Raw genomic sequence first — 23650 nt, 5'->3', positions numbered from 1 at the left:
CTCCAGGGTGCGCCCTGACGTCGGGTGAGGGTCAAGCGCCGCCGGGCGGTCGCGGTCGGCGCAGGGGGCGGAGCGGGCGCGCCGAGGCACGCGCCTTGAGGACCTGGCGGCGGGACCGCTCCTGCAGGGTCGACAGTATGGCGGGCTGGTGCAGGGAACGGGCGATGAACTCGCCGAGGGTGACTCCGGCGGCCAGGGAACACCCGATGCCGAAGGCGAAGGCGGTCTCGCCCAGGCCGTCGGCGATCCGCCCGCTCATCAACCCGTAGAGGCCGCGGTAGATCGCCAGGCCGGGCAGCAGCGGGGTGATGCCGGCGACGGCGATGACCAGGGGCGGGGTGAGGGCGCGGCGGGCGGCGAGGCCGCCGACCAGGCCGACGAGCACGGCGGCGAAACCGTAGCCGAGCATGTTGCCGAGCGTGGTCAGCGTGAGCGAGGCGGCCACACCGGCGCCCAGGATGCCGGCCAGGAAGGCGGCCGGCAGGGCGCGTCGTTCCGCGTAGGAGGCGAAGGCGAAGGCGACGGCCGCCAGCGCGCCGCCGGTGATGCGCGCGGGGATCTCGGAGGCGCCGAAGGGCGTCACGGTAGTGAGTTCGGGCAGGTCCACGCCGACGGCGGCCAGCAGCCGGATCGCCAGCGCCACGCCCACCAGGATGCCGCCGGTCATCACCACCACCTCGGTGAACCGCGCGGTGCCGGTGATCGGAGCGCCGGTGATCGCGTCCTGCACGGCGCCGACCAGGGACAATCCGGACAGCAGGACGACGATGCCCGCCGCGATGATCTGCGACGGCAGGAAGGCGAAGCTGGTGTCGGCGGCCCATCGGAAGATCACCGCCGCCGGGATCACCGCGATGAAACCGCCGGCCAGCTGCTGAAAGAACGGGGGCGTGCCGATGCGGGCCAGCCTGCGGTTCACCGCGACGATCACGACGGAGGTGACGAATGCGGTGAGCGACACCAGCCAGGCGCCGCCCAGGTAGATGGCGACGCCGAAGGCCAGCAGGCCCCACGCGAGGTTCGCCGCCCAGTACGGATAGGGGTGCTTGGCGGCCAGGATGTCGTCGACGATGCGGTGCGCCGTCGCGGGATTGATCGCCAGCTGCCGGATGCGTCGGATCAGCCGGTCGATCTGGGCGAGGCGGGTGAAGTCGTGCGAGCGGTAGTGCACCGTGCGGACGGTGGTGATCGGCGGGAGCGTGTTGCCGCGGCGTGCGCTGACCAGAATCGTGTTGAAGGTGACGTCCACGTCGACGTCGTCGAGCCCGTAGATGCTGGCGACGAAGGCCACCTGGTCGCGGGTGTCGATGGCGCCGGTGCCCGAATCCAGGAGCACCGCGCCCACCTTGGTGGCGAGGTCGAGGACCTCGGTGATCGCGGCTTCGTCGGTCCATTCGATCGGCCGACGCGGTGCGACGACGATGCTGCCCGGCTCGATGGTGTCGATCGTGGCTTGGGTGGAGCCGAGAATCTTCCTCACGCTGCGGCGGATATACTCACGCACGCACATGCCTCCTTAGCTCAGTGGTAGAGCAACGCTCTTGTAAAGCGTAGGTCGTCGGTTCAAGTCCGACAGGGGGCTCCACAACGGCCCAGGTCGCAGCGCTCCCGCGCCCCGAGACCCCGCGTGTCGCGACCCATCCTTCGTGTCGACGGGTTGCAGCGCGGGCGACACGAGGCACGGGGCGCGACATAGGGGGCATGGGCTCGGCGGAGTCAGGACTTCGCTCGGTACACGTCGCGCCGGTGGCCCAAGCGCAGGACGAGCACGATCAGTTCGTCGTCTTCAACGTCGTACACCACTCGGTGGTCGCCGACTCGGATCCGCAGCTCCCCGTGTCCGCCCTGCAGGGTGATGCAACCTGGTGGGCGCGGATCGTCCGCGAGCTTCTCGATCGCCTGGAGAATGCGCCGGGCGGTCTGCTTATCGAGCTTGCGGAGCGCCTTAGCCGCCGAGGCGACGTAGGTGATCCGGTACGTCACGGGTCAGAAGCCGAGCTCGGCGGTGAGGTCCTCGTGTGAAATGCGTTCGGTCTCCGCTCTGGCTGCTGCAGCGGCACGAATGTCCGCCTCGTTCTCGAGTGCCTGGACTGCACGATCGTAGAACTCTGGCGAAACGACCACCGCGCGTCTACCTGCGCCGCGCGAAGTGATCTCGACAGGCTCCCGCTGCGCGACGGCGATGAGATCGGCCTGCCGGGCACGGAAATCGGACAAGGTCACGGTGGTCATACCTAGAGCGTACAACTTGTACAAGTTGTACGCCATCTCGTGTCGCGACCCGTCCTTCGTGTCGACGGCTTGCAGCGCGGGCGACACGAGGCACGGGTCGCGACACGGGGGTCGGGGGTCGGCGGGGTCCGGGTCAGTAGATGACGAACAGGTCGGTGCGCAGGTCCGCGGCCGGGGTTACCGACGGGTCGGTGGTGTAGACCTCGGCGATGAACTTCACCTCGCCCAGCTCCGACGCGCCGAAGTGCTCCATCAGGCGGCCCCAGGAGGCGCCGAGGCTTTCGTAGCCGCCGAGATGACTGAACGCCAGCGCGCGGCCCACCGGGAAGGTGCCCGCGTCGAAGCCGTCGGGAACGACGGCGACGGGGAAGCCGATCTCCAGATCGAAGGTGCCCAGGGGCGGGCCCGAGTACAGCGCGTAACCGGGGCCGATCGGGGCGGCGGCGGCCAGTTTGGTGTAGCCGGCGTCGAAGATCGACGGCAGGTCGGCGAGCGTCACCGATTCGGCGAACTCGGCGACGGTGAGCGTTTCGGGCAGTTCCACCGGGGTCGGTTCGGTGAAGGGTTCGTCGCGCAGAATCAGTGGCACGTTCATGCCTTTCACGGTAGACCCCGCCTACGACGATCCGCACGCCCCGAAAAGGTCGGGGCGTGCGGATCGGTGGGGTCGGTCGGACCGGTGTCAGTCCTTCAGGTTCGCGGCCAGCCAGTCGATGGTCTGCATGCCGAACAGGTCGGTGCCCCAGCCGTACATGTCGGTGAGGAAGCGGACCATGCTGCAGTCGGTGGGCTGGTAGTCCACCTTGGCCCCGCGGCTACGCCACTGCTTGGCCAGCGTGCGGGAGTCGGCCGCCGGCACCAGCGACATCGGGGAGTCGTCGGCCGCGCACGAGGCGATCAGCGTCCGGTTGCCGGTGGCCGGGGTGCCCTTGCCGAGCCGATTGTCCTTGAACGCCCGCTGGAAGTCCGGGATGTCGGCCGGGTTCTGGCCGTTGAACAGCGTGCTCAGCGGCACCATCGGCAGCGTGAAGTACGCCGGGGTCTGGCACTGCGTCCGGTAGTAGTCGGCCACCGCGCGACCGACGCCGTTGACCTTGGCGTTGATCTTCATGTCCGGGTAGTGCGGCTCCAGGCCCAGCAGGGTGGCCATCGCGAAACCGGAGCCGACGGAGCCGTCGGCGGTGCGGATGAAGTTGCGGTAGTCCACCACCATGCCCTCGAGGACCGTCGCCTTGATGTTGAGCTCCGGCGCGTACTGCTCGTGCAGTTCGGAGGCGAAGCCGATGCCCACGCCGCCGCCGGCGACGCCGAACAGGCCGATCGGCGCGTCTGCGGCCAGGCCGATCTTCTCGTCGCCGAGGGTGGCGCGCAGGCCGTCGAGCGTCGACATCGCGTTGTAGCGGCCGGCGAAGACACCGTGCGGGCTCATGTCGCCGTTGTTGCCGACGTCGGAGATCACCACGGCGTAGCCCTTGTCGAACATCAGCGCCAGCGGGCCGAGGGCGGACATGGATGCGCCGTCCATCGGGTCGGCGCCGGTCCACATGGTCGACGGGTGGCAGTTGCCGCCGACGCTGTCGTTGGCCATCTGGAAGCCGACCACCTTGCGCTCGGCGTTCTTCTTGCCGTCGCGTGGAATCATCACGATGCCGGTGCTGATGTCGCGTCGACCCTGCAGATCGGTGGTGACGAACATCGTCTTGTACGCGTCCAGGTGGGCCGGCCGCACGCCGGTGTACTGCACGGCCACCTTCTTGGCCTTGAGCAGCGTGCCGGGGACGTCGGCGTCGGTCAGCTTCGGTTCGGCGTAGAACGGATCGCCGGGCCGCATTGGCTCGACGAGTTGGTCCGGGGTGGCGACGGTCGCGTCGCGGAGCGTGCCGACCACGTAGCCGTTGAAGATCTCTCCGAGGCCGGGGGTGCGGTTGGGCGTGCGGCCGGGGTCGGCCGATGCCGGGGCCGCGAGGCCGAGCGTCACCGCGGCGGCGCCGACCACGGCCAGGCCGGTCAGAAGTGAGCGTTTCACTGGTAGGTCACCTTCATCGTCTCCAGGGCCGACTGCAGGGTCGGCAGGATGTTCCAGATCGGTCGGTGCGACTCGAACTGCTGCTCGTACGGCACCCGCAGCTGGGCGCTCAGCGTGCCCCAGTGGTGGTCGACGAGGTTCTTGTACTTGGGCAGGAGCTGCTCGGTGATGTAGTCCCAGCGCTCGGGGTACACCGACCAGTTCCAGGTGGGCAGCGGCAGCGTCAGCGTGGCGGTGCGCCCGTCCGGTGCGGTGCCGGTGACCTGCAGCGGCCGGTACGAACGCGGCGGCACGACGCCGGCGACCGACGGCGACCCGGCGACGGTGGTGGCGTAGGTCAGGGCCTGGCCCACGTCGCCCTTGTAGGCGCGCACGGCGTCCCACTGATCCTTGATCACCTCGCCCTGCTCGCGCTGGAGCAGTCGGGCGTTGCCCGCGGCGACGGCGGCCGGCTCCTTGGAGGCGATGTTCTTCCACGCCTGCAGGATCTCGTCGTCGATCAGGTCGGCGGCGTGCAGCTCGGCGATCGCGGGCATGCCGGCCTTGGTGTAGGCGCGGTGGGCGGGCATCAGGTCGGTGAAGATGTTCTTCTGCATCACCAGGATGTCGCCCTGCACCTTGCGCAGGTCGGCCGCCGAGATCACGGCGCCCACGCGGGCCAGTGCGCGCAGCCCGGTGGGCAGCTTGTCGACGAAGACCGGGCCCAGGGTGCGGTTGGTCTCGCTGACGATGGCGTTGGCCACCGGCTGCAGGCGGGCGAAGTCGTAGATGTCGGTGGCCATCTCGAAGTCGGCCAGGCCGCCGCCGAAGTCGGCGCCCACCATGCCGGCCATGCCCGCCCACTGCAGTTCGCGATGGGCCAGCTGCAGGTTCTCGTAGTAGCGGTACGACTTGATGAGGTTCTGCCGGTTGGCGCTCACCCCGGCGCGCGGGTTCCACGACTTCAAGTCGATGCCTGCGGCGCGGGTGGTGTCGGCCAGCCAGTACTGCAGCAGCAGTGCGCGGTACGACGTCGGCGCCGCCCCGCTCCGGCGCGCCTGGTCGACCAGCTTGCCGAGCGTCGGCACGTCGGTGGGCAGCTTCGGGTGGATGCCGCCGGGGCCGTGCGCCGCGTCGCGGTTCACGGTCGGCAGATTCAGGTACTGCGCCAGCGGGCCGGCCGCCTGGGCGGGCGCCGCGGTGGCGACGGCCCCGCTGATGCTGAGTGCGGCGACCAGACCGATTGCTACCCCGCGAAGCAATCCGGTGCGGCCGCTGATCCTCTGATGAGTCATGGAAGTACTTTCCGGACAAGCAAACCCGCAGCGTGCGGGATTATTGAGCCCTGAAATGCGGCTTTTCCGTGCGGCGCGTCCGTGATCTTCTCGTCGGCGGACGCGGACTGTGGCGGGTGTCATCCCACCGTCGTCGACGGCCCTCATCCGGCACACTGGTGCAGGTGAGCATCGAGGAAGTGACCGTCGAAACCACCTTCGGTCCCGTGCGGGGAGTCGCCGACGACGACGTCCACGTCTGGCGCGGCATCCCCTACGCGCAGGCGCCGGTGGGCGAGCTGCGCTGGCGTCGCGCCCGGGACCCGCGGCCGTGGACGACGGTGCGCGCGGCCACCTCGTTCGGGGACGTCTGCCCGCAACCGGCGATGCCGGTGATCGACCTCGGCACGGGCGCTTCCCAGGACGAGGACTGCCTGTACCTGAACATCTGGGCCCCGGCTGGAGCCGCCGTCGGCCAGGCACGGCGGCCGGTACTGGTCTGGCTGCACGGCGGGGCGTACATCTGCGGCTCCGGCAGTCAGCCGCTGTACGACGGAGCGGCGCTGGTGCGGGCCTCGGTACGCGAGGACCAGCCCGCGCTGGTGGTCACCCTCAACTACCGGATGGGTGCGCTGGGCTTCGCCGAGTGGGGCGAGGAGATCGGCGACAGCAACTGCGGCCTGTCCGACGTGCTGCAGGCGCTCCGGTGGGTGCGCGCGAACATCGAACGCTTCGGCGGCGACCCCGAGCAGGTGACGGTCTTCGGCGAGTCCGCCGGCGGCGGACTGGTGACGACGCTGCTCGCGGTGCCCGCGGCCGAGGGGCTGTTCGCGCGGGCCATCTCGCAGAGTTCCCCGGCCACCAGCGTCTATCACCTCGAGCGCGGGCTTCGGCACACCGACATGCTGCTCACCGAGCTGGGTGCCCCGGCCGATGTCACCCCCGCGCAGCTGCGTGAACTCCCGGTGCAGGCCCTCGTGGACGCCAGCGTCCGGGTGTTCAACGAGGTGCCGGTCCGTTACGCGGGCACCATCGCCTACACGCCGGTGGTCGACGGCGACCTGGTGCCCGAGCATCCGCTGCAGGCGATCCGCGAGGGCCGGGCCCTGGACGTCCCGCTGCTGATCGGCACCAACCGCGACGAGACCTCGCTGTTCAAATGGATGAAGACGCCGCTGATGCCGGTGACCGGGGCGCAGGTGGACGCCATGTTCGAGCTGATCGCGCAGGAGCGGCCGGAACTGGCGATCCCCGCCGACGACGTCGTCGCCGAGGCGTACCCGGGGCGCGTGCGCGACCCGGAGAAGAGCAGTGCCCGGTCGATGGGCGTCTCCCGCGACCTCGCCTTCCGCATGCCCGCGGTGTGGATCGCCGAGGCGCACAGCCATCGCGCCCCCGTCTACCTGTACCGATACGACTGGGCCACACCGCTTTTCCGGGCGCTGGGCATCGGCGCCACCCACGCCACCGAACTGCCGTACGTCTGGGGCAACCCGGCCTCCAGCAAGGCCGACATCAGCTATCGGCTCGGCGGCCGCAAGACCGGCCTCGCCGTGACCACCCGCATGCAGCAGCGCTGGCTGGGCTTCGCGGCCACCGGGAACCCGACCTCGGCGGATTCGACGGCCCGGTGGCAGCCGTACGACCCCGCCGACCAGCACTCGCTGCTGATCGGGGCCACCGACACCCCGGTCACCAGCCTGGACCGAAACCTGTTGCGCGCCTGGGGCGATGAAGTGCTGAGCTTCCGGTGAGCGGGCCCGGGGTCCGCCCGTTTCGGGCCGCGCCCCTGCACGACGGCGGGTTCGTCCACGGCGCGGTGGTCGACGCCGGTGCCACCCTGTTCACGGCGGGCATCTCGCCCCTCGACGACGCCGGTGAGCTCGTCGCGCCCGACGACGCCGAGGCCCAGACGCGGTGCGCCCTGGCGCAGCTGGACGCCGTGCTCGCCGCCGGCGGCGCCGCCGCCGAGACGGTCGCGTCGCTGACCGTGTACGTGGCCGGCGACCGCCGCGAGCTGCTCGGTCAGGTGTGGCAGATCGTCGATCGGTGGTGGCCGGCGACGCCCCCGGCGATCGTGGTGGGGGTGACGGTGTTGCCCTACCCGGGCCAACTGGTGGAGGTGCAAGCCGTTGCGGCCGTTCGTCTCTGACGCCCAGCGTCGCGCGCGCCTGCAGCACCGGCAACTCCTCGCCGGGGACACGGGAGCCTCGCCGGAACAGCTGGCCGACGCCGTCGTCGGGCTGCACGCGACCACACCGTCCACCGTGCACCTGTCGGCGTGGGCGCGCGAGGCGAGCATGCGCCCGGAACGCCTCGAGGCCGCGCTGTACGAGGACCGGTCGCTGGTCAAGCACCTGGTGATGCGCCGGACACTGTTCGTCATGACGCGGCCGCTGCTGGCCGCGGCCGTCGGCGCCGTGGGCGCGCGGGTGGCCGCCTCCGAACGCACCAATCTGCTGCGCGACATGCGGCGCAACGACTTTCCCGATCCCGACGGCTGGATCGATGCGGCCTGCGACGCGGTGGTCGAGGCCCTCACCGACCGGGGCCTGAGCACTCCGGAGCTGCGGGGTGCGCTCGCGGAGTTCGACGTGTCGGTGCAGGTCTCGCCCGGCAAGTCGTACGGGGGACCGTCGCCGCTCCTGCCGCGCGTGGTGAACCTGCTGACCGCGCGCGGCGACGTGGTGCGCGGGGTGAGCACCGCGCCCTGGCATCAGGCGCGCAACACGTGGACGTCGATGACCTCGTGGCTCGGCGCCGAACTGGAGCCCCTGGACGCCCACCGCGGGCACGTCGAACTGGTGCGCCGCTGGCTGCACGCCTACGGGCCGGGCACCGAGACCGATCTGGTGTGGTGGCTGGGTTCCACCAAGACCGCGGTCCGCAAGGCGCTGGCCGAGCTCGACGGACTCGAGGTGGACCTCGAGTCCGGCGACGTGGGGTACCTGCTGCCCGACGACCTGGCCGACCTGGACGAGGTGCCCCCGCGGGCGCTCCTGCTGCCCGCGCTCGATCCCACCACGATGGGTTACAAGCAGCGCGGCTTCTACCTCGGGGCGCATGCCGCGGACCTGTTCGACAGCACCGGCAACGGCGGTCAGACGGCCTGGTGGGACGGGCGCATCGTGGGCGGCTGGATGCAGCGGCCGGACGGCCCGGACATCGAGATCCTGCTGCTGGAGGACGTCCCGGCGTCGGCGCAGCGGGCGCTGCGGGCGCGCGCCGACGAACTCGCCGAGTGGCTCGGGGACCAGCGGCCGGTGGCAGGCTTCCCGTCGCCGCTGATGCGGCGACACCGCGACTCACAGTGACCTGACAGGAATCCGGCAGGTATCGGCCAGCGCCGCGGTACAGAATGGGCACATGTCTACCGCTGCTCCCGACCGTCCAGCGAAGGTGCTCGTGGTCGACGACGAGGAGAACATCCGCGAACTGCTGTCGGTCTCGCTCAAGTTCCAGGGCTACGACGTGACCACCGCGGTGGACGGGCACAACGCGATCGACCTCGCGCGGTCGGTGCGCCCGGACGTGGTGATTCTGGACGTGATGATGCCCGGCATGGACGGCTTCGGGGTGTTGCGTCGACTGCGCGCCGACGGGATCGACGCCCCCGCCCTGTTCCTGTCCGCGCGAGATTCGGTGCAGGACAAGGTCACCGGGCTGACCATCGGCGGCGACGACTACGTGACCAAGCCGTTCAGTCTCGAAGAGGTGGTGGCACGACTGCAGGTGCTGTTGCGGCGCAGCGGTTTCGGCGACGACGACGGCGAGCCCACGCGCCTGTGCTTCGCCGACCTGGAGCTCGACGACCAGACCCACGAGGTGTTCAAAGCCGGTGTGCCGGTGTCGCTGTCGCCCACCGAGTTCACGCTGTTGCGCTACTTCATGGTGAACGCCGGGACGGTGCTGTCCAAGCCGAAGATCCTCGAACACGTGTGGAAGTACGACTTCGGCGGCGACGTGAACGTGGTGGAGTCGTACGTCTCATACCTGCGGCGCAAGATCGACACCGGCGACAAGCCGTTGATCCACACCCTGCGCGGCGTCGGCTACGTGATGCGCGAGCCGCGGGGCTGACATGCGGCCCCGGGTGTTTCGCGGTGTGCCGCTTCGGATCTCGCTGGTGCTGGCGACCCTGGCGCTGGTGATCCTCGGTCTGGCCGGTTCGGGGGTGGCGGTGACCTCGGCGATGCACGACGACCTCCTGAACCGCGTCGACAGCGGCCTCGTCGAAGCCACCGACACCTGGGCGCGGCCCGGTCGCGGCGGCTTCGAGGGCGGCCCGCGGGGCGGTCCGGGGCCGCGGCGCCCGCCGTCGAGCTACTACGTGCAAGTGACCGGTGGCCCCTTCGGGAGCTCGGTGACCAGCGACTATCCGTGGACCCCGGACCTGGACGAGCTGCCCGCAGGCGACGTCGGGCCGACCACCGTGGACTCGGACGGGCAGGGCCCGCACTGGCGGGTGATCCAGCGGTCCGCGGGTGCGGGCACCGTGACGGTGGCGACCCCGCTGCGCGACGTCGATCGGACGATGAGTCGGCTCATCTGGCTGCAGGTGGGCATCGGCGCGGTGGTGGTGGCCGTGGTCGGTGCGGCCGGCTACCTGCTGGTGCGCTCGGCGCTGCGTCCCCTGCGACGCGTCGAGGAGACCGCCCACGCGATCGCCGCGGGCGACCTGAACCAGCGCATCCCGGACATGCCCGACGGCACCGAGGTGGGCAGCCTCGCCGCCTCGCTGAACACCATGCTCGGCCAGATCCAGGAGGCCTTCGCGGCGACGGAGGCGTCGGAGCAGCAGGCGCGCGCATCGGAGGAGCGCATGCGGCGGTTCGTCGCCGACGCCTCGCACGAACTGCGTACGCCGCTGACGTCGATTAAGGGCTTCGCCGACCTGATCCGCAGCGGCATGACGCCGGACCCGGCCGACGGCATCGCGCGCCTGTCCGCGGAGGCGGACCGGATGAGTCTGCTGGTGGAGGACCTGCTGATGCTGGCGCACCTGGACGCGCAGCGCCCGCTCGCCAAGGCGCCGCTGGAGCTGTCGGTGCTGGTCGACGACGCCGTGGCCGCGGCCCGCGTGGCCGCCGACGGGCGGGAGATCGTCGTCGAACATCAGCACGCCGAGGGCGGTCCGGTGGTGGAAGCCGACGCGGCGCGGCTCACGCAGGTGGTGCGGAACCTGATCGGCAACGCGGTGGGGCATGCGCCGTCGGACCAACCGATCCGCGTGGTGGTGTCGGTCGTCGGCACGCAGGCGCGGGTCGAGGTGATCGACACCGGGCCCGGGCTGTCCGAGGACGAGGCCGCGCAGGTCTTCGATCGCTTCTATCGCGGGGACGCGTCACGGCGCCGGTCGGGCACGGCGGGCGGCAGCGGGCTGGGGCTGTCGATCGTCGCGGCGCTGATCGCCGCGCACGACGGCACGGTCGGCGTGGCCTCCCGCGAAGGCGAGGGCGCGCGGTTCTGGTTCATGCTGCCGCGCCTGGACGCCCCGGACTAAGGTTGAGGCATGGCATCGATTTTCACGCAGATCATCAATGGCGAACTGCCCGGCCGGTTCATTTGGAAGGACGGCCAGACGGTCGGTTTCCTGACCATCAACCCGGTGACGCCCGGCCACGTGCTGGTGGTGCCGCGCAAGGAGATCGATCACTGGGAGCAGATCGACACCCCCACCTTCACGCACCTCACGAGCGTCTCGCAGATGGTCGGCCGCGCCATCCAGAAGGCCTACGACGCGCCGCGGATGGGCCTGCTGATCGCCGGTCTGGAAGTGCCGCACCTGCACATCCACGTGTTCCCGGCCTGGTCGGAGGAGCTCTTCGACCTGCGGGCCGCCGAGCAGAACCCGGACCCGGCCGTCCTCGACGAGTCGGCCCGCCGCATCCGCGCCTCGCTGCGCGCCATGGGCTACCAGGAGAACGTGCCCGACGAGCCGACCGCTTAGTTCCGCCTCAGCGGTGGTGTGCGGGGCCGCGGCCCCGGCTCACCACCGCTGTCGTGCGTCGTCGCCCGATCCCATCAGGCGCGACTGCGCGACGACCCCGGCCAGCGCGAGTGCCGCGTAGATCAGCCACCACCACCAGTGCGCGCCGATGGTCGCGGTGACGGTGCCGCGGCTCACCTCGGCGGTGGTCAGACTGTTGGTGAGGAACATCAGCCCGGCGACGAAGACGGTCGCGCCGCCGAGTGCGCTGAGCACGACGAGCACCACCGCCGGCAGGTCGACGGCCAGCGCCAGCCAGGCCAGCAGCACACCGGCGACGACGCCGATCAGGATGATCAGCCAGTTCCAGTCGATGCCCAAGGCCACCATGACGGCGGTGCCGAGGGTGAAGCCGATCGAGGCCATCGCCAGGGTGATCGCCACCGCGTAGTACAGGTACGCGAGCAACGCGAACAGCAGCGCGACGACGATGCCGACGATCCAGCCGACCGCGGTGCCGAGGTACCCGTCGTTGCTCACCGCCGACACCAGGCCGGCGCCCACGTTGAACCCGACGAACGCGCCCCACGCCGCGATGACCACGCGCATGGCCACGATCCCGTAGAAGCAGAACAGTGCTCCGGCCACGAGCGCCAGAATTCCGATGAGGATGGTCGACATCGTTTGATCGTACGAGTACGCGGGGCCTGCGCGGACGGAGTTGCCCGCAGGGGACTCGGTTACACGGTCTGGTGCACCAGCAGCGGGAGCACCGGACCCGAGCCGGCCTCGCGCAGGGCGGCGACGGCCAGGGTGATCGGCCACGTCGACGACGTCTCGTCGATCACCAGCAGCACGCTCGCGCCGTCGAGCTGCGGCGGCGCACCCAGCCGGTCGCGCCAGTGGGCCGCGTCGGCGGCGCCGTTGGCATCGCGGCCCGGTCCGGGCCCGGGCGTCACCGGGAAGTCGGCGCTGTCCGCGCGCTTTCCGATGTCGCGGAGACGACGCGCCAGGTCGGTGGCCAGCCCGGTCCCCAGGTCGAGCGCGCAGATGAGTTCGGGCCTGACCCCGGCGCGACCCCACTCGGCCAGCACCGCGACGGCGGCGCGGGTCAGTTCGGTCCGTGCGGTCTCGGCCGCCTCGCCCGACTGGCGGGCGGCGGCGAGGGTGTCGGTCCACTGCGGCGCGTCCGCGAAGGCCAGCACCCGGCCGGCCTCGGCCATCTGCCCGGCCGGGATCCGGCCGCGGCTGCCGAACACCCCGCCCGGCCACATCTTGCGCGGCTCCAGCAGCTGCGCCTGACCGCGCAGCGCGGCGGAGATGATGCCGAGCGTCTCGGTGGGCACCTGCGCGGACAGGCCCGGCGTGAGATGGCCGAGGCACACGCTGCAGCGGCCGCAGTCCTGCGCCAGCGGATCGTCGAGCGCCTGCGTGAGCAGCTTCATCAGGCAGTCGCGCCCGCCGATGTAGGCGCGCATGATCTCGGCCTCGCGGCGGCGCACGGCGAGGACGCCGGCGTAGTGCTCGGCGTCGTACGTCCACGGGGCGCCGGTGAGCACCCAGCCGTCGGGGGTGCGTTCGGTGGCGCCGTCCACTGCCAGCTGTTTGCACGCCAGCTCCACGCGGGTGCGGCGCATGCCGGTGCGCGCCTCCAGCTGCGGGACGCTGGCCGGGCCGTCGGATTCGGCGAGGGCGGCCAGCAGTCGGTCCATCCGCTGCGGGTCGGGGATGGTGGCGGTGGCGAAGTAGTCCCACACCGCCTCGTCCATGCGCGAGGCCAGCAGTACCACCACCGCCTCGTCGAGCGCGCGCCCGGCACGACCGACCTGCTGGTAGTACGACACCGGGGACGGCGGCGCGCCCACGTGCACCACGAAACCGAGGTCGGGCTTGTCGAAGCCCATGCCGAGCGCGGAGGTGGCCACCAGTGCCTTGACGCGGTTGCCCAGCAGGTCGTCCTCGAGCCCGTGGCGCTGGTCGGCGGGCAGCTGGCCGGTGTAGGCGGCCACCGGGTAGTCGTCGCCGTGCCGGGCCTTGATGGCGGTGACCAGTCGGTCGGCGTCGGCCACGGTGAGCACGTAGACGATGCCGGAACCGGGCAGCGTGGCGATCTGATCGGCCACCCAGCCGTACCGCTCGATCGGCGACAGGCCGTCGATCACGTTGAGGTGCAGGGACTTTCGCGCCAGCGGCCCGCGCAGCACCAGGGTGGCCGCGCCTAGCTGCGCGGCGACGTCGGCGGTGACGCGCTCGTTGGCGGTGGCGGTGGTGGCCAGCACCGAGGTCTGCGGGTTGAGCTGCTGCAGGACGTCGGCCACCCGCCGGTAGTCGGGCCGGAAGTCGTGACCCCAGTCGGAGATGGCGTGCGCTTCGTCGATCACCACCAGACCCAGGCGGCCGGCCAGGGCGTCCAGGACGCGGCGGCCGAAACCGGGATTGGCGAGCCGCTCGGGGGACACCAGCAGTACGTCCAAGGCGCCGGACGTGAGGTCGTCCTCGATCGCCGACCACTCGTCGACGTTCGACGAGTTCAGCGTCGCCGCGCGCAGACCGCCGCGGGTGGCGGCGGACACCTGGTCGCGCATCAGCGACAGCAGCGGCGACACGATCAGCGTGGGCCCGCCGCCGTTGGCGCGGATCACCGCGGTCGCGGCCCAGTACACGGCCGACTTGCCCCACCCGGTGGCCTGCACCACCAGGGCTCGGGAGCCGGGCGTGGCCAGCGTGGCGACGGCGGTCTCCTGATCCGGTCGCAGGCGGGCGTCGGGGCCGGCCAGCGCGGTGATCACCGCGTCGGCGGTGGGACGGTCCCGGCTGGACAAGCTGCGCGTCTGCATGTCGTCGAGATTATCCGCAGGGTACGACGAACACCGGTCTACGCTTTTCCGAGTGAGCATTCCGACGAGTCTGCGGCGGATGAGCGGCCGCGATCCGATGCAGGAGCAGCGCGCCGCGAGCGGACTCGAGGTGTTCTACGACCTCGTCTTCGTGGTCGCCTTCTCCATCGCCGGTGTCCAGCTGGCCGAGTACCTGGCGGACGGGCACTTCCGGTCCGCGATCCTCGGCTACGGCATCGCCACGTTCGCGGCGGTCTGGGCGTGGATCAACTTCGCGTGGTTCTCGTCGGCCTTCGACACCGACGACTGGCTGTACCGCCTGCTCACGCTGGTGCAGATGATCGGGGTGGCGATCATCGCGATCGGCATGCCGCCGGTCTTCGCGTCCATCGACGCCGACGCGCACGTCGACCTCGTGGTGGTGATCGTCGGCTACCTGGTGATGCGCGCGGCGATGATCGCGCAGTGGCTGCGGGCGGCCGCGCAGGCGCCGGACTATCGGGCCACCTGCCTCACCTACGCGGGCATGACCGCGCTCGCGCAGCTCGGATGGATCGTGGTGGCGGCGGTGCCGTTGACGCTCGGTCCCACCCTGATCGGCATCGCGATCTGCATGGCCGTGGAACTGCTGGGCCCGGGTCTGGCGGAGACCCGATTCACCCCGACGCCGTGGCATGCCGGGCACATCGTCGAACGCTATTCGACGCTGGTGGTGATCACCCTCGGCGAGGGCGTGGTAGGCACCGTCGCGGTGCTGCAGGCGCTGATCGGCCGCACCGGCTGGAGCCTGCAGACGGCGGTCCTCGGGCTCACCGCGATGGGCGTGACGTTCGCGATGTGGTGGCTGTACTTCCGGCTCGACGTGGGGCGGCCGCTGGAGCGCAACAAGCACCGCTCGTTCGTGTTCGGCTACGGCAGCATGGTGATCGTGGTGGCGTGCGCGGCGGTGGGCTCGGGCATTCACCTGATCGCGCTTTGGTTCGAGGGCGAGACCGCCATCTCTGATCTCGCCGTGTACGGCTCGGTCGCGATCCCGCTGGCGCTGTTCTGTTTCGGGACCGTCGCCATGTACTACTTCCTGGCCGGGCTCGACCACCGGCTGGTTCCGCTGCTGCTGGCCGCGGCCGTGCCGCTGCTCGTCGGCGCGGTGATCGCTGCGGTCGGCGGCGGGCTGCTCGTGGCGACGGTGGTCGGCTGCCTGGCGCCGGTGCTGGCCGTGCTGGTGGTGGAGTTCGGTTCCCGGCTCCGGTACCGAACGCACTAGGCTGAACGACGTGCGAGTACTCGTGATCGGCTCGGGCGGCCGCGAACATGCCCTGCTTCTTGGACTTCAGCGTGACCCGTCGGTGACGGAGCTGCACGCCGCTCCCGGCAATGCGGGCACCGCGTCGGTGGCCACCAACCACGCCGTCGACGTCGCCTCCGCCGAGGCGGTGGTCGCGTTGGCGCAGCAGCTCGCCGCCGATCTGGTGGTGATCGGTCCCGAGGTGCCGCTGGTGCTCGGCGTGGCCGACGCGCTGCGCGCCGCCGGGATCGCGACCTTCGGCCCGAGTGCCGCCGCCGCACAGATCGAGGGTTCCAAGGCGTTCGCCAAGGACGTCATGGCCGCCGCCGGGGTGCGCACCGCGCGCGCCGAGATCGTCGACAATCCCGCCGACCTCGACGCCGCCCTGGACCGCTTCGGTCCCACCTGGGTGGTCAAGGACGACGGCCTGGCCGCGGGCAAGGGCGTCGTGGTGACCCCGGACCGCGCCGCCGCTCGCGCCCACGCCGCCGACTGCCTGGAGCACGGCCATCCGGTGCTGCTGGAGAGCTTCCTGTCCGGACCCGAGGTCTCGCTGTTCTGTCTGGTCGACGGCGACACCGTGGTGCCGCTGCTGCCCGCGCAGGACCACAAGCGCGTCGGGGACGGCGACCAGGGCCCCAACACCGGCGGCATGGGCGCGTACACGCCGCTGCCGTGGCTGCCGCAGGCGATGGTCGACCGGATCGTCGACGAGGTGTGCAAGCCCGTCGCCGCCGAGCTCACCAAGCGCGGCACCCCGTTCAACGGGCTGCTGTACGCCGGGCTGGCCGTCGACGACGAGGGCCCGGCCGTGGTGGAGTTCAACTGCCGCTTCGGCGACCCGGAGACGCAGGCGGTCCTGGAACTGCTGGAGTCCCCGCTCGGTGAGGCGCTCAACGCGACCGCCACCGGCACCCTGGCGCAGCTGGCGCCGCTGCAGTGGCATCCTGGTGCCGCCGTCGTGGTGGTACTGGCCGCCGAGAACTACCCGAGCACCCCGCGCACCGGCGACGTGATCGTCGGGTCCGACGGCGAGGGTGTGCTCCACGCGGGCACCAAGCTCGACGCGGACGACCGCGTGGTCTCCGCCGGCGGCCGCGTGCTGTCGGTGGTGGGCCGCGGCGCTGACCTCGCCGCCGCCCGCGCCCAGGCCTACGAGCGCCTCGCAGCCGTCAAGCTCCCCGGCGCCCACTTCCGCACCGACATCGGCCTCGCCGCCGAGCAGGGCCGCATTTCTCTGTAGACCCCGCCGCGCACACCCCCTCTCCGGCGTGTCGCGACCCTGTTGCCGCCTCGCGCTCGGAGCCCGGAGAGCGAGGCGCGATTAGCGTCGCGACGTGCGGGTTCGGCGGCGGAGGGTGCGCGCACACCGCCCCTCTGGCGTGTCGCGACCCTGCTGCCGCCTCGCGCTCGGAGCCCGGGGAGCGAGGCGCGATTAGCGTCGCGACTCGCGGGCTAGGCGGGGTGGGGGCGACGGTGGGGCAGCGTCGACGACGGGCGAGCTCAGCAGAGGCCGAGGTGGAAGAGGGCGCGTTCGATCGGGTCGACGGCCCGGCCGCGCTCCATCAGGTCCCAGTACGTCCGGACGACGAAGACGCCGAGCGAGCGCAGTGCGTCCTCGCGCTTCTTCTCGCGCCAGTACGCGTCGGCCGGGGTCTCGCCGTCGGCGAGGTACCGCTGGTACTTGCCGCGGCCGTCGAACTCCCAGACGAGTTTGCGCTCCCAGTCGCCGTCGACGCGGTGGGTCTCGCCGCCGACGTGGTACTCCACCTGAAGTTCCGGGGCCGGCAGCCCGCGCTGGATCATCTGCGCACGACCCCACGATTCGCCGACCGACTCCGCCCGCCGGTCGGCCCACGGCAGCGCCGCCTTCGCGACGCGGGTGCCGCGGCGGCGTCGTCGATCCAGTTGCGCCGCCAGCTCGTCCCGGTCGACCCCGGCCCGCAGCGCGGCGTCGAACACGGTCATGGCCTGGGAGAAGGCGAGCGGATCGTGCGCCGGTGCGAGTTGGGCGACGTCGGCCGCGGTGCGCGCCAGGCTGGTGATCCAGACGCCGTTGACTTTCACCACATCTCCGGCGGGCAGATCGCTGGCGTGCAGGAGGGAGTTCTTGCGTGCTCGTCCGCCGCCGATCTCACCGTTGGTGAGGTGCACCATCTCCAGCTCCGGTTTCAGAAGCGGCAGCCCGTGCACGATCGCGGCCGACGTGTGGCTCAGGGCCGTGTTGCCGCCGTGGTCCCGGCCCGTCGCGATCGCGAGGCTCTTCAGCCGGAACGCCTCGATCTCCGCCTCGGCCACCGCGGTGCGGTCTTCGGGGTCGACGTCGATCCGCGCGCGATAGACGCCGCTGGTGAGGCGGATCAGCTGCTTGGTCTTGACCGAGTGAGCGAGGTCGTGGTCGGAGAATCCCGCCTCGACGGTGAGGTCGCGTCGGATCAGGCCGTGGCGGTCGACGGGATAGTCGAGCTTCGTCGGTGTCATACCAGGCAGCAGACACCCGCTCGACGACCCTCACCTCGGCCCTGTCCACAGGCCCGCACGGTGCCGTCGGGGTTGTCCACAGCTCCGTCGCCCACCCCGCCGCCCCGCCTCCCCGCAGGTCAGAGGGGTCGACGACGCCGCAGCGAGACCTACGCCGAAGGGCTGGATAGGGCGAGGTTGCGGCCGAGGAATTCCACCTGCTCGGGCATCACCGAACGCCAGAAGCGCGTGGTGTGGCCGCCGGGGGAGGTGCCGAAGGCGGCGGGCGGACGGAGTTCGGCCGCCCACTGCCGGGTGTAGGTGTAGAACTGGTCGGCCGCGCCGATCGAGATCATCACCGGGATCCGGGAGAACGCCTGCTGCTGGCCGAACAGCGAGTTGGCCAGGTAGTCCTCGTACGAGTCGAAGGCGCGCGGCGGGTAGGCCGTCGGGTCGGCCCACATCGCGGGGGAGCTGACGGCGATCGCGGCCACGCGCGGGGCGCCGATCATGGCGCCCATCCGCAGCGCGCCGTAGCCGCCCATGGACCAGCCGTAGAGGCCGAAGCGGTCGGTGCGGAGGTCGAGCTCCTGGTTCTCGCCCAGCATGGGCAGGAATTCGTCGAGCATCATGGCGCCGCCGTCGGCGCCGTCGTTGCGACGATGGAAGTAGTTGCGGCCCACGTCGGCGGCGGCCAGCGCGAACGGCGGGCCACCGGCGTCGACGTACCGCTGCAGCACGCCCTGCATGTCCATGAACGAGCTGAAGATGGTGCTCTCGTCCGTGTTCAACGCGTGCGCCACGAGCACCACGGGCAGGGTGCCGGTCACGCCGCTGGGACGGGCGACGGCCCACTTGGTCTCGCGGCCAGCCATCTTGGCCGACTTGAACGAGCCGGTGATCACGGCGGGTCCGCCGGGGGCGTTCGGGGCTTGAGTCTGGGTGGGCAGTTCGTCATCGCCGCCGCGGCCGTCGAGGCCCTCGGGGTCGGTGGCGGTGTGCGCGATGCCGCACGCGGACAAACCGGCCAGAGACGCCACACCGGCGGCGCTTACCAAGAAGCGCCGCCGGGTGGGTCCGGTGAACAGATCGGTCACAGGGCGTCGATCACAGCCTGCAGCTTCACTGCCACTTCGTCGGCGACCTCGATCAGACCGGGGTTGTCGGGGACCACGTTCACCATGAGCTGAGGGTTCATGGCTTCCACGTGGATGAGGTCGACGTCGTCGGGGTCACGACGAACGACGACGTTGCACGGAAGCAACAGGCCGATCTGCTTCTCCGCGCTCACGGCGCGGTAGGCGGACGGCGGGTTGCAGGCGCCGAGGATGAGGTAATCCTCCATGTCGACGTCGATCTTGGTCTTGAGCGTGGCCGACATGTCGATCTCGGTGAGCACGCCGAAACCCTGCTCGGACAGTGCCGCGCGGACGCGGTCGGCCACCTCGGGCACAGTGCCCGTGGTGCTGGTCGCGAGGGCGAGTTCCATGTCTTCTCCTTCGTCGTCAGTGCCGGTACGGGTCAAGCCAGGGCCAAGAACAGCTTCTCGAGCTGCGCCACGTCCAGATTCTCGCCTGCGGGGCGGTCGGCGTCGTCGAGCATGCACTCGCGAAGTCCGGTCGCCACGATCTTAAAGCCTGCGCGGTCCAAGGCTCGGGATACCGCCGCGAGTTGAGTCACGACGTCCTTGCAGTCCCGGCCGTCCTCAATCATGCCGATTACTCCGGCCAGCTGTCCATGCGCGCGGCGGAGCCGGTTCACGATGCTGGTGACTTCTTCTTCGTCGCCGATCATGGTCGCGTCCTTTCTTCGGTCTGCGACTGGTCAACAGTCGATGTGTCCATTCTATGCCCCTTGGGGTATCAGTGCTTGAAGCTGATCGTCGGCAGGATCCGGTCCAGCCACTTGGGGCACCACCAGGCGCCGTGGTGGGACACCCGCAGGATCGCGGGCAGCAGGATCAGGCGGATCAGCAGGGCGTCGAGCAGCACCGCGACGCCGAGGATGATGCCCATCTCCTTGGGCGGCAGCGGGTCGGCCAGCGCGAAGGAGAAGAACACCGCCACCATCACCGCGGCTGCGGCGAAGATGATGCGACCGGACTGGCCCATCGCGTCCTGCTGCGCCTGGCGAGCGTCGCCGTGCCGTTCGTAGTGCTCCTTGGCCGTCGCCAGCAGGAAGACGGTGTAGTCCATCGCGATCGCGAAGATCATCGCGAAGAAGAACACCGGACCCCAGCCGTTCAGGAAGCCCTGCGGGTCGAAGCCGAGCAGGTCGGCGCCGATGCCGTCACCGAAGATCAGCTTGGCGACGCCGAACGCGGCCGCCGTCGACAGCAGACTCACCACGGTGCCCAGCAGGGCGATCACCGGAGCGCGCAGCGCCACCAGCAGCAGCAGGAAGCCCAACGCCAGGATGGTCGCGGCGACCCGCGGGAACCAGGTGTTCAGCGCGTTCTGCAGGTCCAGGTTCTCCGACGCCGGTCCGCCGACGAGGACGGAGCCGGGCAGGTCGGCACGCAGGGTGTCGACGGTGGCGCCCATGGACTCGTCCGACGGGTCGACCTTCGGCATGGCCTGGATCATGGCCAGCCCGGAGCCGTCGCCGGCCGGCTGGGCGGGCATGACGGCGGCGATGTCGCCGTTGGCGGTGAGGATCTCGGTGGCCTCAGCGGCCTCCGACTCCGGCGCGATGATGGTCAGCATGCCGGGGGCGCCCGGACCCATCTGCGCGGCGACCACTTCGTAGCCCTGGCGGACGGGAGCGTCCTCGGGGACCACGGCGATCGACGGCATGGCCACCTTGATCCCGAAGACGGGCAGGGCCAGGGCGATGAGGATGCCGACGGCGACGATGGCCGGAGCCCACGGACGACGGTCCAGGAACTTGCCCCACTTGGTGAACAGCGGCGAGTGGCCGTGGTGATGGTGCGCCTTCTTGGTCCACGGCAGCGAGCCCGCGTTGACCTTGCCGCCCAGCGCTGCCAGCACCGCCGGCAGCAGGGTGAGGCTGGCGGCGAGGACGAAGGTGACGGCCAGCATGATGCCGACGGCCATGGTGCGGACCGCGGGTGCGGGGACCATCAGCACGGCCGACAGCGAGACCAGGACGGTCAGGCCGGACAGCAGAATCGCCTTGCCCGCGGTGTCCATCGTCTCGGCGGTGGCGCGCAGCGCGGCGGTCTTGTCGTCGTACTTCTCCCGGGCCTGCGCGTAGGCCGTGCGGAACCGCGCGACCATGAACAGGGCGTAGTCGATGCCCAGGGCCAGCGCGAACATCATGGCGAAGTTCATCGCCCACACCGAGATCGGCGTGACGGCGTTGAGCAGCACCAGGGCGCCCGCGGAGGCCACCAGGCCGGCCAGGGTCAGCAGCAGCGGCAGACCGGCGGCGACCACCGAACCGAACGCGACCACCATGATCGCCAGCGTCAGCGGCCAGGAGATCATCTCGGCCTTGATCATGGCGTCGTGGTTGGCCTTGTTGAAGTCACTCCACAGCGCGGACGCACCGGTGGGGTAGACCTCGACGTCGTCGGTGGCCAGGGCCGTGATCTCGGCCTTGTGGTCGTCGACGGCCTTGACCATGTCGTCGGTGCTCGCGTTGGCGCCGATGATGGCGATCGCGGTGCGCCCGTCCGGACTGACGGTCATGCCCGGCTGCGGATCGATCACCGCGGCGAAGCGGTCGTCGCCGTCGGCGATGGCGCGCAGCTCGGTGAGGATCTCGTTCTGGGCGGCCGGGTCGAGCGGGCCGTCGGGCGAGTTCAGGACCACCTGCACCGCGGCCGACGAGTTGCCGCCGAAGTGCTCCTGGGCCAGTTCGCGGACCTGCACCGACTCCGAGCCGTTGGCCTGCCAGCCGGCGCCGGCCAGCGAGGAGAACACGGACGGGGCGGCGGCGCCGAGGCCGATCACGAGGACGGCCCAGATGGCGAACATCCAACGACGGTGGGTGCCGGCCCACGTGCCGAGACGGGCCAGGGGGCCGGGCTTGGATTCGCTCGGCTCACCTGGCGGGGAGGTATGTGGTGGATCAGTGGTGACGTCGGTACTCATGACGGCCTCTCGGTGTGATACCCCTAGGGGTATGAACAGGTGACGGCTAATATACCCATGGGGGTATCGGATTGGCAAGGGCCAGTCGCCTCCGAGGTCGCGGATTCACCCCGCGGGCGACCTGGGCCGTAGAATGCTCGACGTGGGAAAACCTGCCATCAGCAATGTCCTGGCCAGCCGCTACGCCTCTGCAGATCTCGGTGAGATCTGGTCGCCGCGGAACAAGATCATCCTGGAGCGCCGCCTCTGGATCGCGGTGCTGCAGGCGCAGCGCGAGCTGGGGATCGACGTCCCCGCCGACGCCATCGCCGACTACGAGCGCGTCGTCGACCAGGTGGATCTCGATTCCATCGCCGAGCGCGAGCGGGTCACCCGCCACGACGTCAAGGCGCGCATCGAGGAGTTCAACGACCTCGCCGGTCACGAACAGATCCACAAGGGCATGACCAGCCGCGACCTCACCGAGAACGTGGAGCAGCTGCAGATCCTCAGCTCGCTGACCTACGTGCGTCGACACAGCCTCACGCTGCTCGCGCGCCTCACCGAGGGCGCCGCGCTGTACGTGACCACCGTGATGGCCGGCCGCAGCCACAACGTCGCCGCGCAGGCCACCACGCTCGGCAAGCGCTTCGCGTCGGCCGCCGACGAATTGATGGTCGGGATCACCCGGCTCGACGAGCTGATCGCGCGCTACCCGCTGCGCGGTATCAAGGGCCCGATGGGCACCAGCCAGGACATGCTCGATCTGCTCGACGGCGACGAGGAGAAGCTCGACGCCCTCGAAGCCAAGGTCGCCGCGCACCTGGGCTTCGCCAACGCGCTGACCTCCGTCGGCCAGGTGTACCCGCGCTCGCTCGACTACGACGTCGTGTCCGCGCTGGTGCAGGTGGCGGCGGCACCGTCGTCCCTGGCCACCACCATCCGGCTGATGGCCGGCCACGAGCTGGTCACCGAGGGCTTCCAGCCCGGCCAGGTGGGCAGCTCGGCCATGCCGCACAAGATGAACACCCGCAGCTGCGAGCGCGTCAACGGCCTCGCGGTGATCCTGCGCGGCTACGCGTCGATGACCGGCGAGCTGGCCGGCGCGCAGTGGAACGAGGGCGACGTCTTCTGCTCGGTGGTGCGCCGCGTCGCGCTGCCGGACGCGTTCTTCGCGATCGACGGCCTGCTGGAGACCTTCCTGACCGTGCTCGACGAGTTCGGCGCCTACCCCGCAGTGATCGCCAACGAGCTGGACCGCTACCTGCCGTTCCTGGCCACCACCAAGGTGCTGATGGCCGCGGTGCGCGCCGGTGTGGGTCGCGAGACCGCGCACGAGGCAATCAAGGAGAACGCCGTCGCCGTGGCACTGGCCATGCGCGAGGAGGGCCGCGAGCCGGACCTGCTCGACCGCCTCGCCGCCGACGAGCGTCTGCCGCTGGACCGTGCTCAGCTCGACGAGCTGATCGCCGACAAGTCGGCCTTCGTCGGCGCGTCCACCCAGCAGATCGCCAACGTGATCCGGGCGGCCACCGCGCTGCTCGAGACCGACCCGGAAGCGTCCCGGTACCGTCCGGCGCCGATCCTGTAG

Annotated in this window: 22 protein-coding genes and 1 tRNA gene; 10 read left to right on the top strand and 13 right to left on the bottom strand. The window is 70.7% G+C overall.

The genetic code is table 11. The features are described from left to right. Nucleotides 1-31: 31 nt before the first annotated feature. The gene (locus ABD989_RS06440) at nucleotides 32-1504 is read right to left on the bottom strand and encodes a threonine/serine exporter family protein (RefSeq protein ID WP_246992435.1); all 1473 of its coding nucleotides are present in this window, start codon (nucleotides 1502-1504) and stop codon (nucleotides 32-34) included. A 6-nt stretch (nucleotides 1505-1510) separates the two neighbouring features. Here ABD989_RS06440 and ABD989_RS06435 point away from each other — a divergent pair. Beyond that, nucleotides 1511-1585 (top strand) — tRNA-Thr (locus ABD989_RS06435). Nucleotides 1586-1716: 131 nt separating this feature from the next. Here the strand turns inward: ABD989_RS06435 and ABD989_RS06430 are convergent. From ABD989_RS06430 to ABD989_RS06410, 5 genes are all read right to left on the bottom strand, one after another. Continuing rightward, nucleotides 1717-1983, bottom strand: coding sequence for a type II toxin-antitoxin system RelE family toxin (locus ABD989_RS06430; RefSeq protein ID WP_246992433.1), 267 nt, complete (start codon nucleotides 1981-1983; stop codon nucleotides 1717-1719). 3 nt (nucleotides 1984-1986) lie between these two features. Next, nucleotides 1987-2232, bottom strand: a complete 246-nt coding sequence (locus ABD989_RS06425; RefSeq protein WP_246992431.1) for a type II toxin-antitoxin system prevent-host-death family antitoxin — start codon at nucleotides 2230-2232, stop codon at nucleotides 1987-1989. Nucleotides 2233-2365: 133 nt separating this feature from the next. After that, on the bottom strand, nucleotides 2366-2827 hold the full coding sequence (locus tag ABD989_RS06420; protein ID WP_246992429.1) for a GyrI-like domain-containing protein: 462 nt from the start codon (nucleotides 2825-2827) through the stop codon (nucleotides 2366-2368). Nucleotides 2828-2914: 87 nt separating this feature from the next. Continuing rightward, a complete protein-coding gene (locus tag ABD989_RS06415) occupies nucleotides 2915-4258 on the bottom strand; it encodes a lipase family protein (protein WP_345312836.1) in 1344 nt (447 codons plus the stop codon). Beyond that, a complete protein-coding gene (locus ABD989_RS06410; RefSeq protein WP_246992425.1) occupies nucleotides 4255-5532 on the bottom strand; it encodes a hypothetical protein in 1278 nt (425 codons plus the stop codon). Before ABD989_RS06410 ends, ABD989_RS06415 begins: the two co-directional genes overlap by 4 nt. Nucleotides 5533-5696: 164 nt before the next feature. Between ABD989_RS06410 and ABD989_RS06405 the strand changes: the two genes are divergently transcribed. From ABD989_RS06405 to ABD989_RS06380, 6 genes are read left to right on the top strand one after another with little or no spacing between them, the layout of a single operon-like run. After that, nucleotides 5697-7265 (top strand): carboxylesterase/lipase family protein, encoded by a 1569-nt coding sequence (locus ABD989_RS06405; protein WP_345312835.1) that lies wholly within the window; start codon nucleotides 5697-5699, stop codon nucleotides 7263-7265. Next, on the top strand, nucleotides 7262-7663 hold the full coding sequence (locus ABD989_RS06400) for a RidA family protein (protein ID WP_345312834.1): 402 nt from the start codon (nucleotides 7262-7264) through the stop codon (nucleotides 7661-7663). The genes ABD989_RS06405 and ABD989_RS06400 overlap by 4 nt, the downstream gene beginning before the upstream one ends. Beyond that, the gene (locus ABD989_RS06395) at nucleotides 7644-8825 is read left to right on the top strand and encodes a winged helix DNA-binding domain-containing protein (RefSeq protein ID WP_345312833.1); all 1182 of its coding nucleotides are present in this window, start codon (nucleotides 7644-7646) and stop codon (nucleotides 8823-8825) included. Before ABD989_RS06400 ends, ABD989_RS06395 begins: the two co-directional genes overlap by 20 nt. Before the next feature lie 52 nt (nucleotides 8826-8877). Further along, complete coding sequence (locus ABD989_RS06390; RefSeq protein ID WP_345312832.1) at nucleotides 8878-9591, top strand: response regulator transcription factor; 714 nt, start codon at nucleotides 8878-8880, stop codon at nucleotides 9589-9591. Nucleotides 9592-9616: 25 nt separating this feature from the next. Further along, on the top strand, nucleotides 9617-11014 hold the full coding sequence (locus tag ABD989_RS06385) for a sensor histidine kinase (protein ID WP_345312831.1): 1398 nt from the start codon (nucleotides 9617-9619) through the stop codon (nucleotides 11012-11014). A 9-nt stretch (nucleotides 11015-11023) separates the two neighbouring features. Then, on the top strand, nucleotides 11024-11461 hold the full coding sequence (locus ABD989_RS06380) for an HIT family protein (RefSeq protein ID WP_246992415.1): 438 nt from the start codon (nucleotides 11024-11026) through the stop codon (nucleotides 11459-11461). 39 nt (nucleotides 11462-11500) lie between these two features. On the opposite strand, the gene ABD989_RS06375 is transcribed toward ABD989_RS06380, so the two are convergent. Further along, nucleotides 11501-12121: a TM7S3/TM198-like domain-containing protein gene (locus ABD989_RS06375; RefSeq protein ID WP_246992413.1), complete on the bottom strand. Its 621-nt coding sequence runs from the start codon at nucleotides 12119-12121 to the stop codon at nucleotides 11501-11503. Nucleotides 12122-12180: 59 nt separating this feature from the next. Beyond that, complete coding sequence (locus tag ABD989_RS06370) at nucleotides 12181-14277, bottom strand: RecQ family ATP-dependent DNA helicase (protein ID WP_246992411.1); 2097 nt, start codon at nucleotides 14275-14277, stop codon at nucleotides 12181-12183. 52 nt (nucleotides 14278-14329) lie between these two features. Here ABD989_RS06370 and ABD989_RS06365 point away from each other — a divergent pair, with 52 nt between their 5' ends. Together ABD989_RS06365 and purD are read left to right on the top strand one after the other, a co-directional pair. After that, nucleotides 14330-15541, top strand: a complete 1212-nt coding sequence (locus ABD989_RS06365) for a low temperature requirement protein A (protein WP_246992410.1) — start codon at nucleotides 14330-14332, stop codon at nucleotides 15539-15541. Nucleotides 15542-15551: 10 nt separating this feature from the next. After that, on the top strand, nucleotides 15552-16805 hold the full coding sequence (gene purD, locus ABD989_RS06360) for a phosphoribosylamine--glycine ligase (protein ID WP_345312830.1): 1254 nt from the start codon (nucleotides 15552-15554) through the stop codon (nucleotides 16803-16805). Between the two features lie 260 nt (nucleotides 16806-17065). Here the strand turns inward: purD and ABD989_RS06355 are convergent, their stop codons facing one another. The 5 genes from ABD989_RS06355 to ABD989_RS06335 form a co-directional block, all read right to left on the bottom strand. Next, a complete protein-coding gene (locus tag ABD989_RS06355) occupies nucleotides 17066-18043 on the bottom strand; it encodes a hypothetical protein (protein WP_345312829.1) in 978 nt (325 codons plus the stop codon). A 149-nt stretch (nucleotides 18044-18192) separates the two neighbouring features. Further along, a complete protein-coding gene (locus ABD989_RS06350) occupies nucleotides 18193-19119 on the bottom strand; it encodes an alpha/beta hydrolase (RefSeq protein WP_246992404.1) in 927 nt (308 codons plus the stop codon). Beyond that, on the bottom strand, nucleotides 19116-19511 hold the full coding sequence (locus ABD989_RS06345; protein ID WP_246992402.1) for a DUF302 domain-containing protein: 396 nt from the start codon (nucleotides 19509-19511) through the stop codon (nucleotides 19116-19118). Before ABD989_RS06345 ends, ABD989_RS06350 begins: the two co-directional genes overlap by 4 nt. A 32-nt stretch (nucleotides 19512-19543) precedes the next feature. Next, the gene (locus tag ABD989_RS06340) at nucleotides 19544-19816 is read right to left on the bottom strand and encodes a metal-sensitive transcriptional regulator (RefSeq protein ID WP_345312828.1); all 273 of its coding nucleotides are present in this window, start codon (nucleotides 19814-19816) and stop codon (nucleotides 19544-19546) included. Nucleotides 19817-19884: 68 nt separating this feature from the next. Beyond that, complete coding sequence (locus ABD989_RS06335) at nucleotides 19885-22080, bottom strand: MMPL family transporter (protein WP_345312827.1); 2196 nt, start codon at nucleotides 22078-22080, stop codon at nucleotides 19885-19887. Nucleotides 22081-22222: 142 nt separating this feature from the next. Here ABD989_RS06335 and purB point away from each other — a divergent pair, with 142 nt between their 5' ends. Continuing rightward, a complete protein-coding gene (purB, locus tag ABD989_RS06330) occupies nucleotides 22223-23650 on the top strand; it encodes an adenylosuccinate lyase (RefSeq protein WP_345312826.1) in 1428 nt (475 codons plus the stop codon).

This window comes from Gordonia alkaliphila (assembly GCF_039542465.1).
Lineage (GTDB): Bacteria > Actinomycetota > Actinomycetes > Mycobacteriales > Mycobacteriaceae > Gordonia > Gordonia alkaliphila.
Note: the sequence above shows the minus strand (reverse complement) of the source record. Positions and strands in the feature narration are given on the sequence as shown.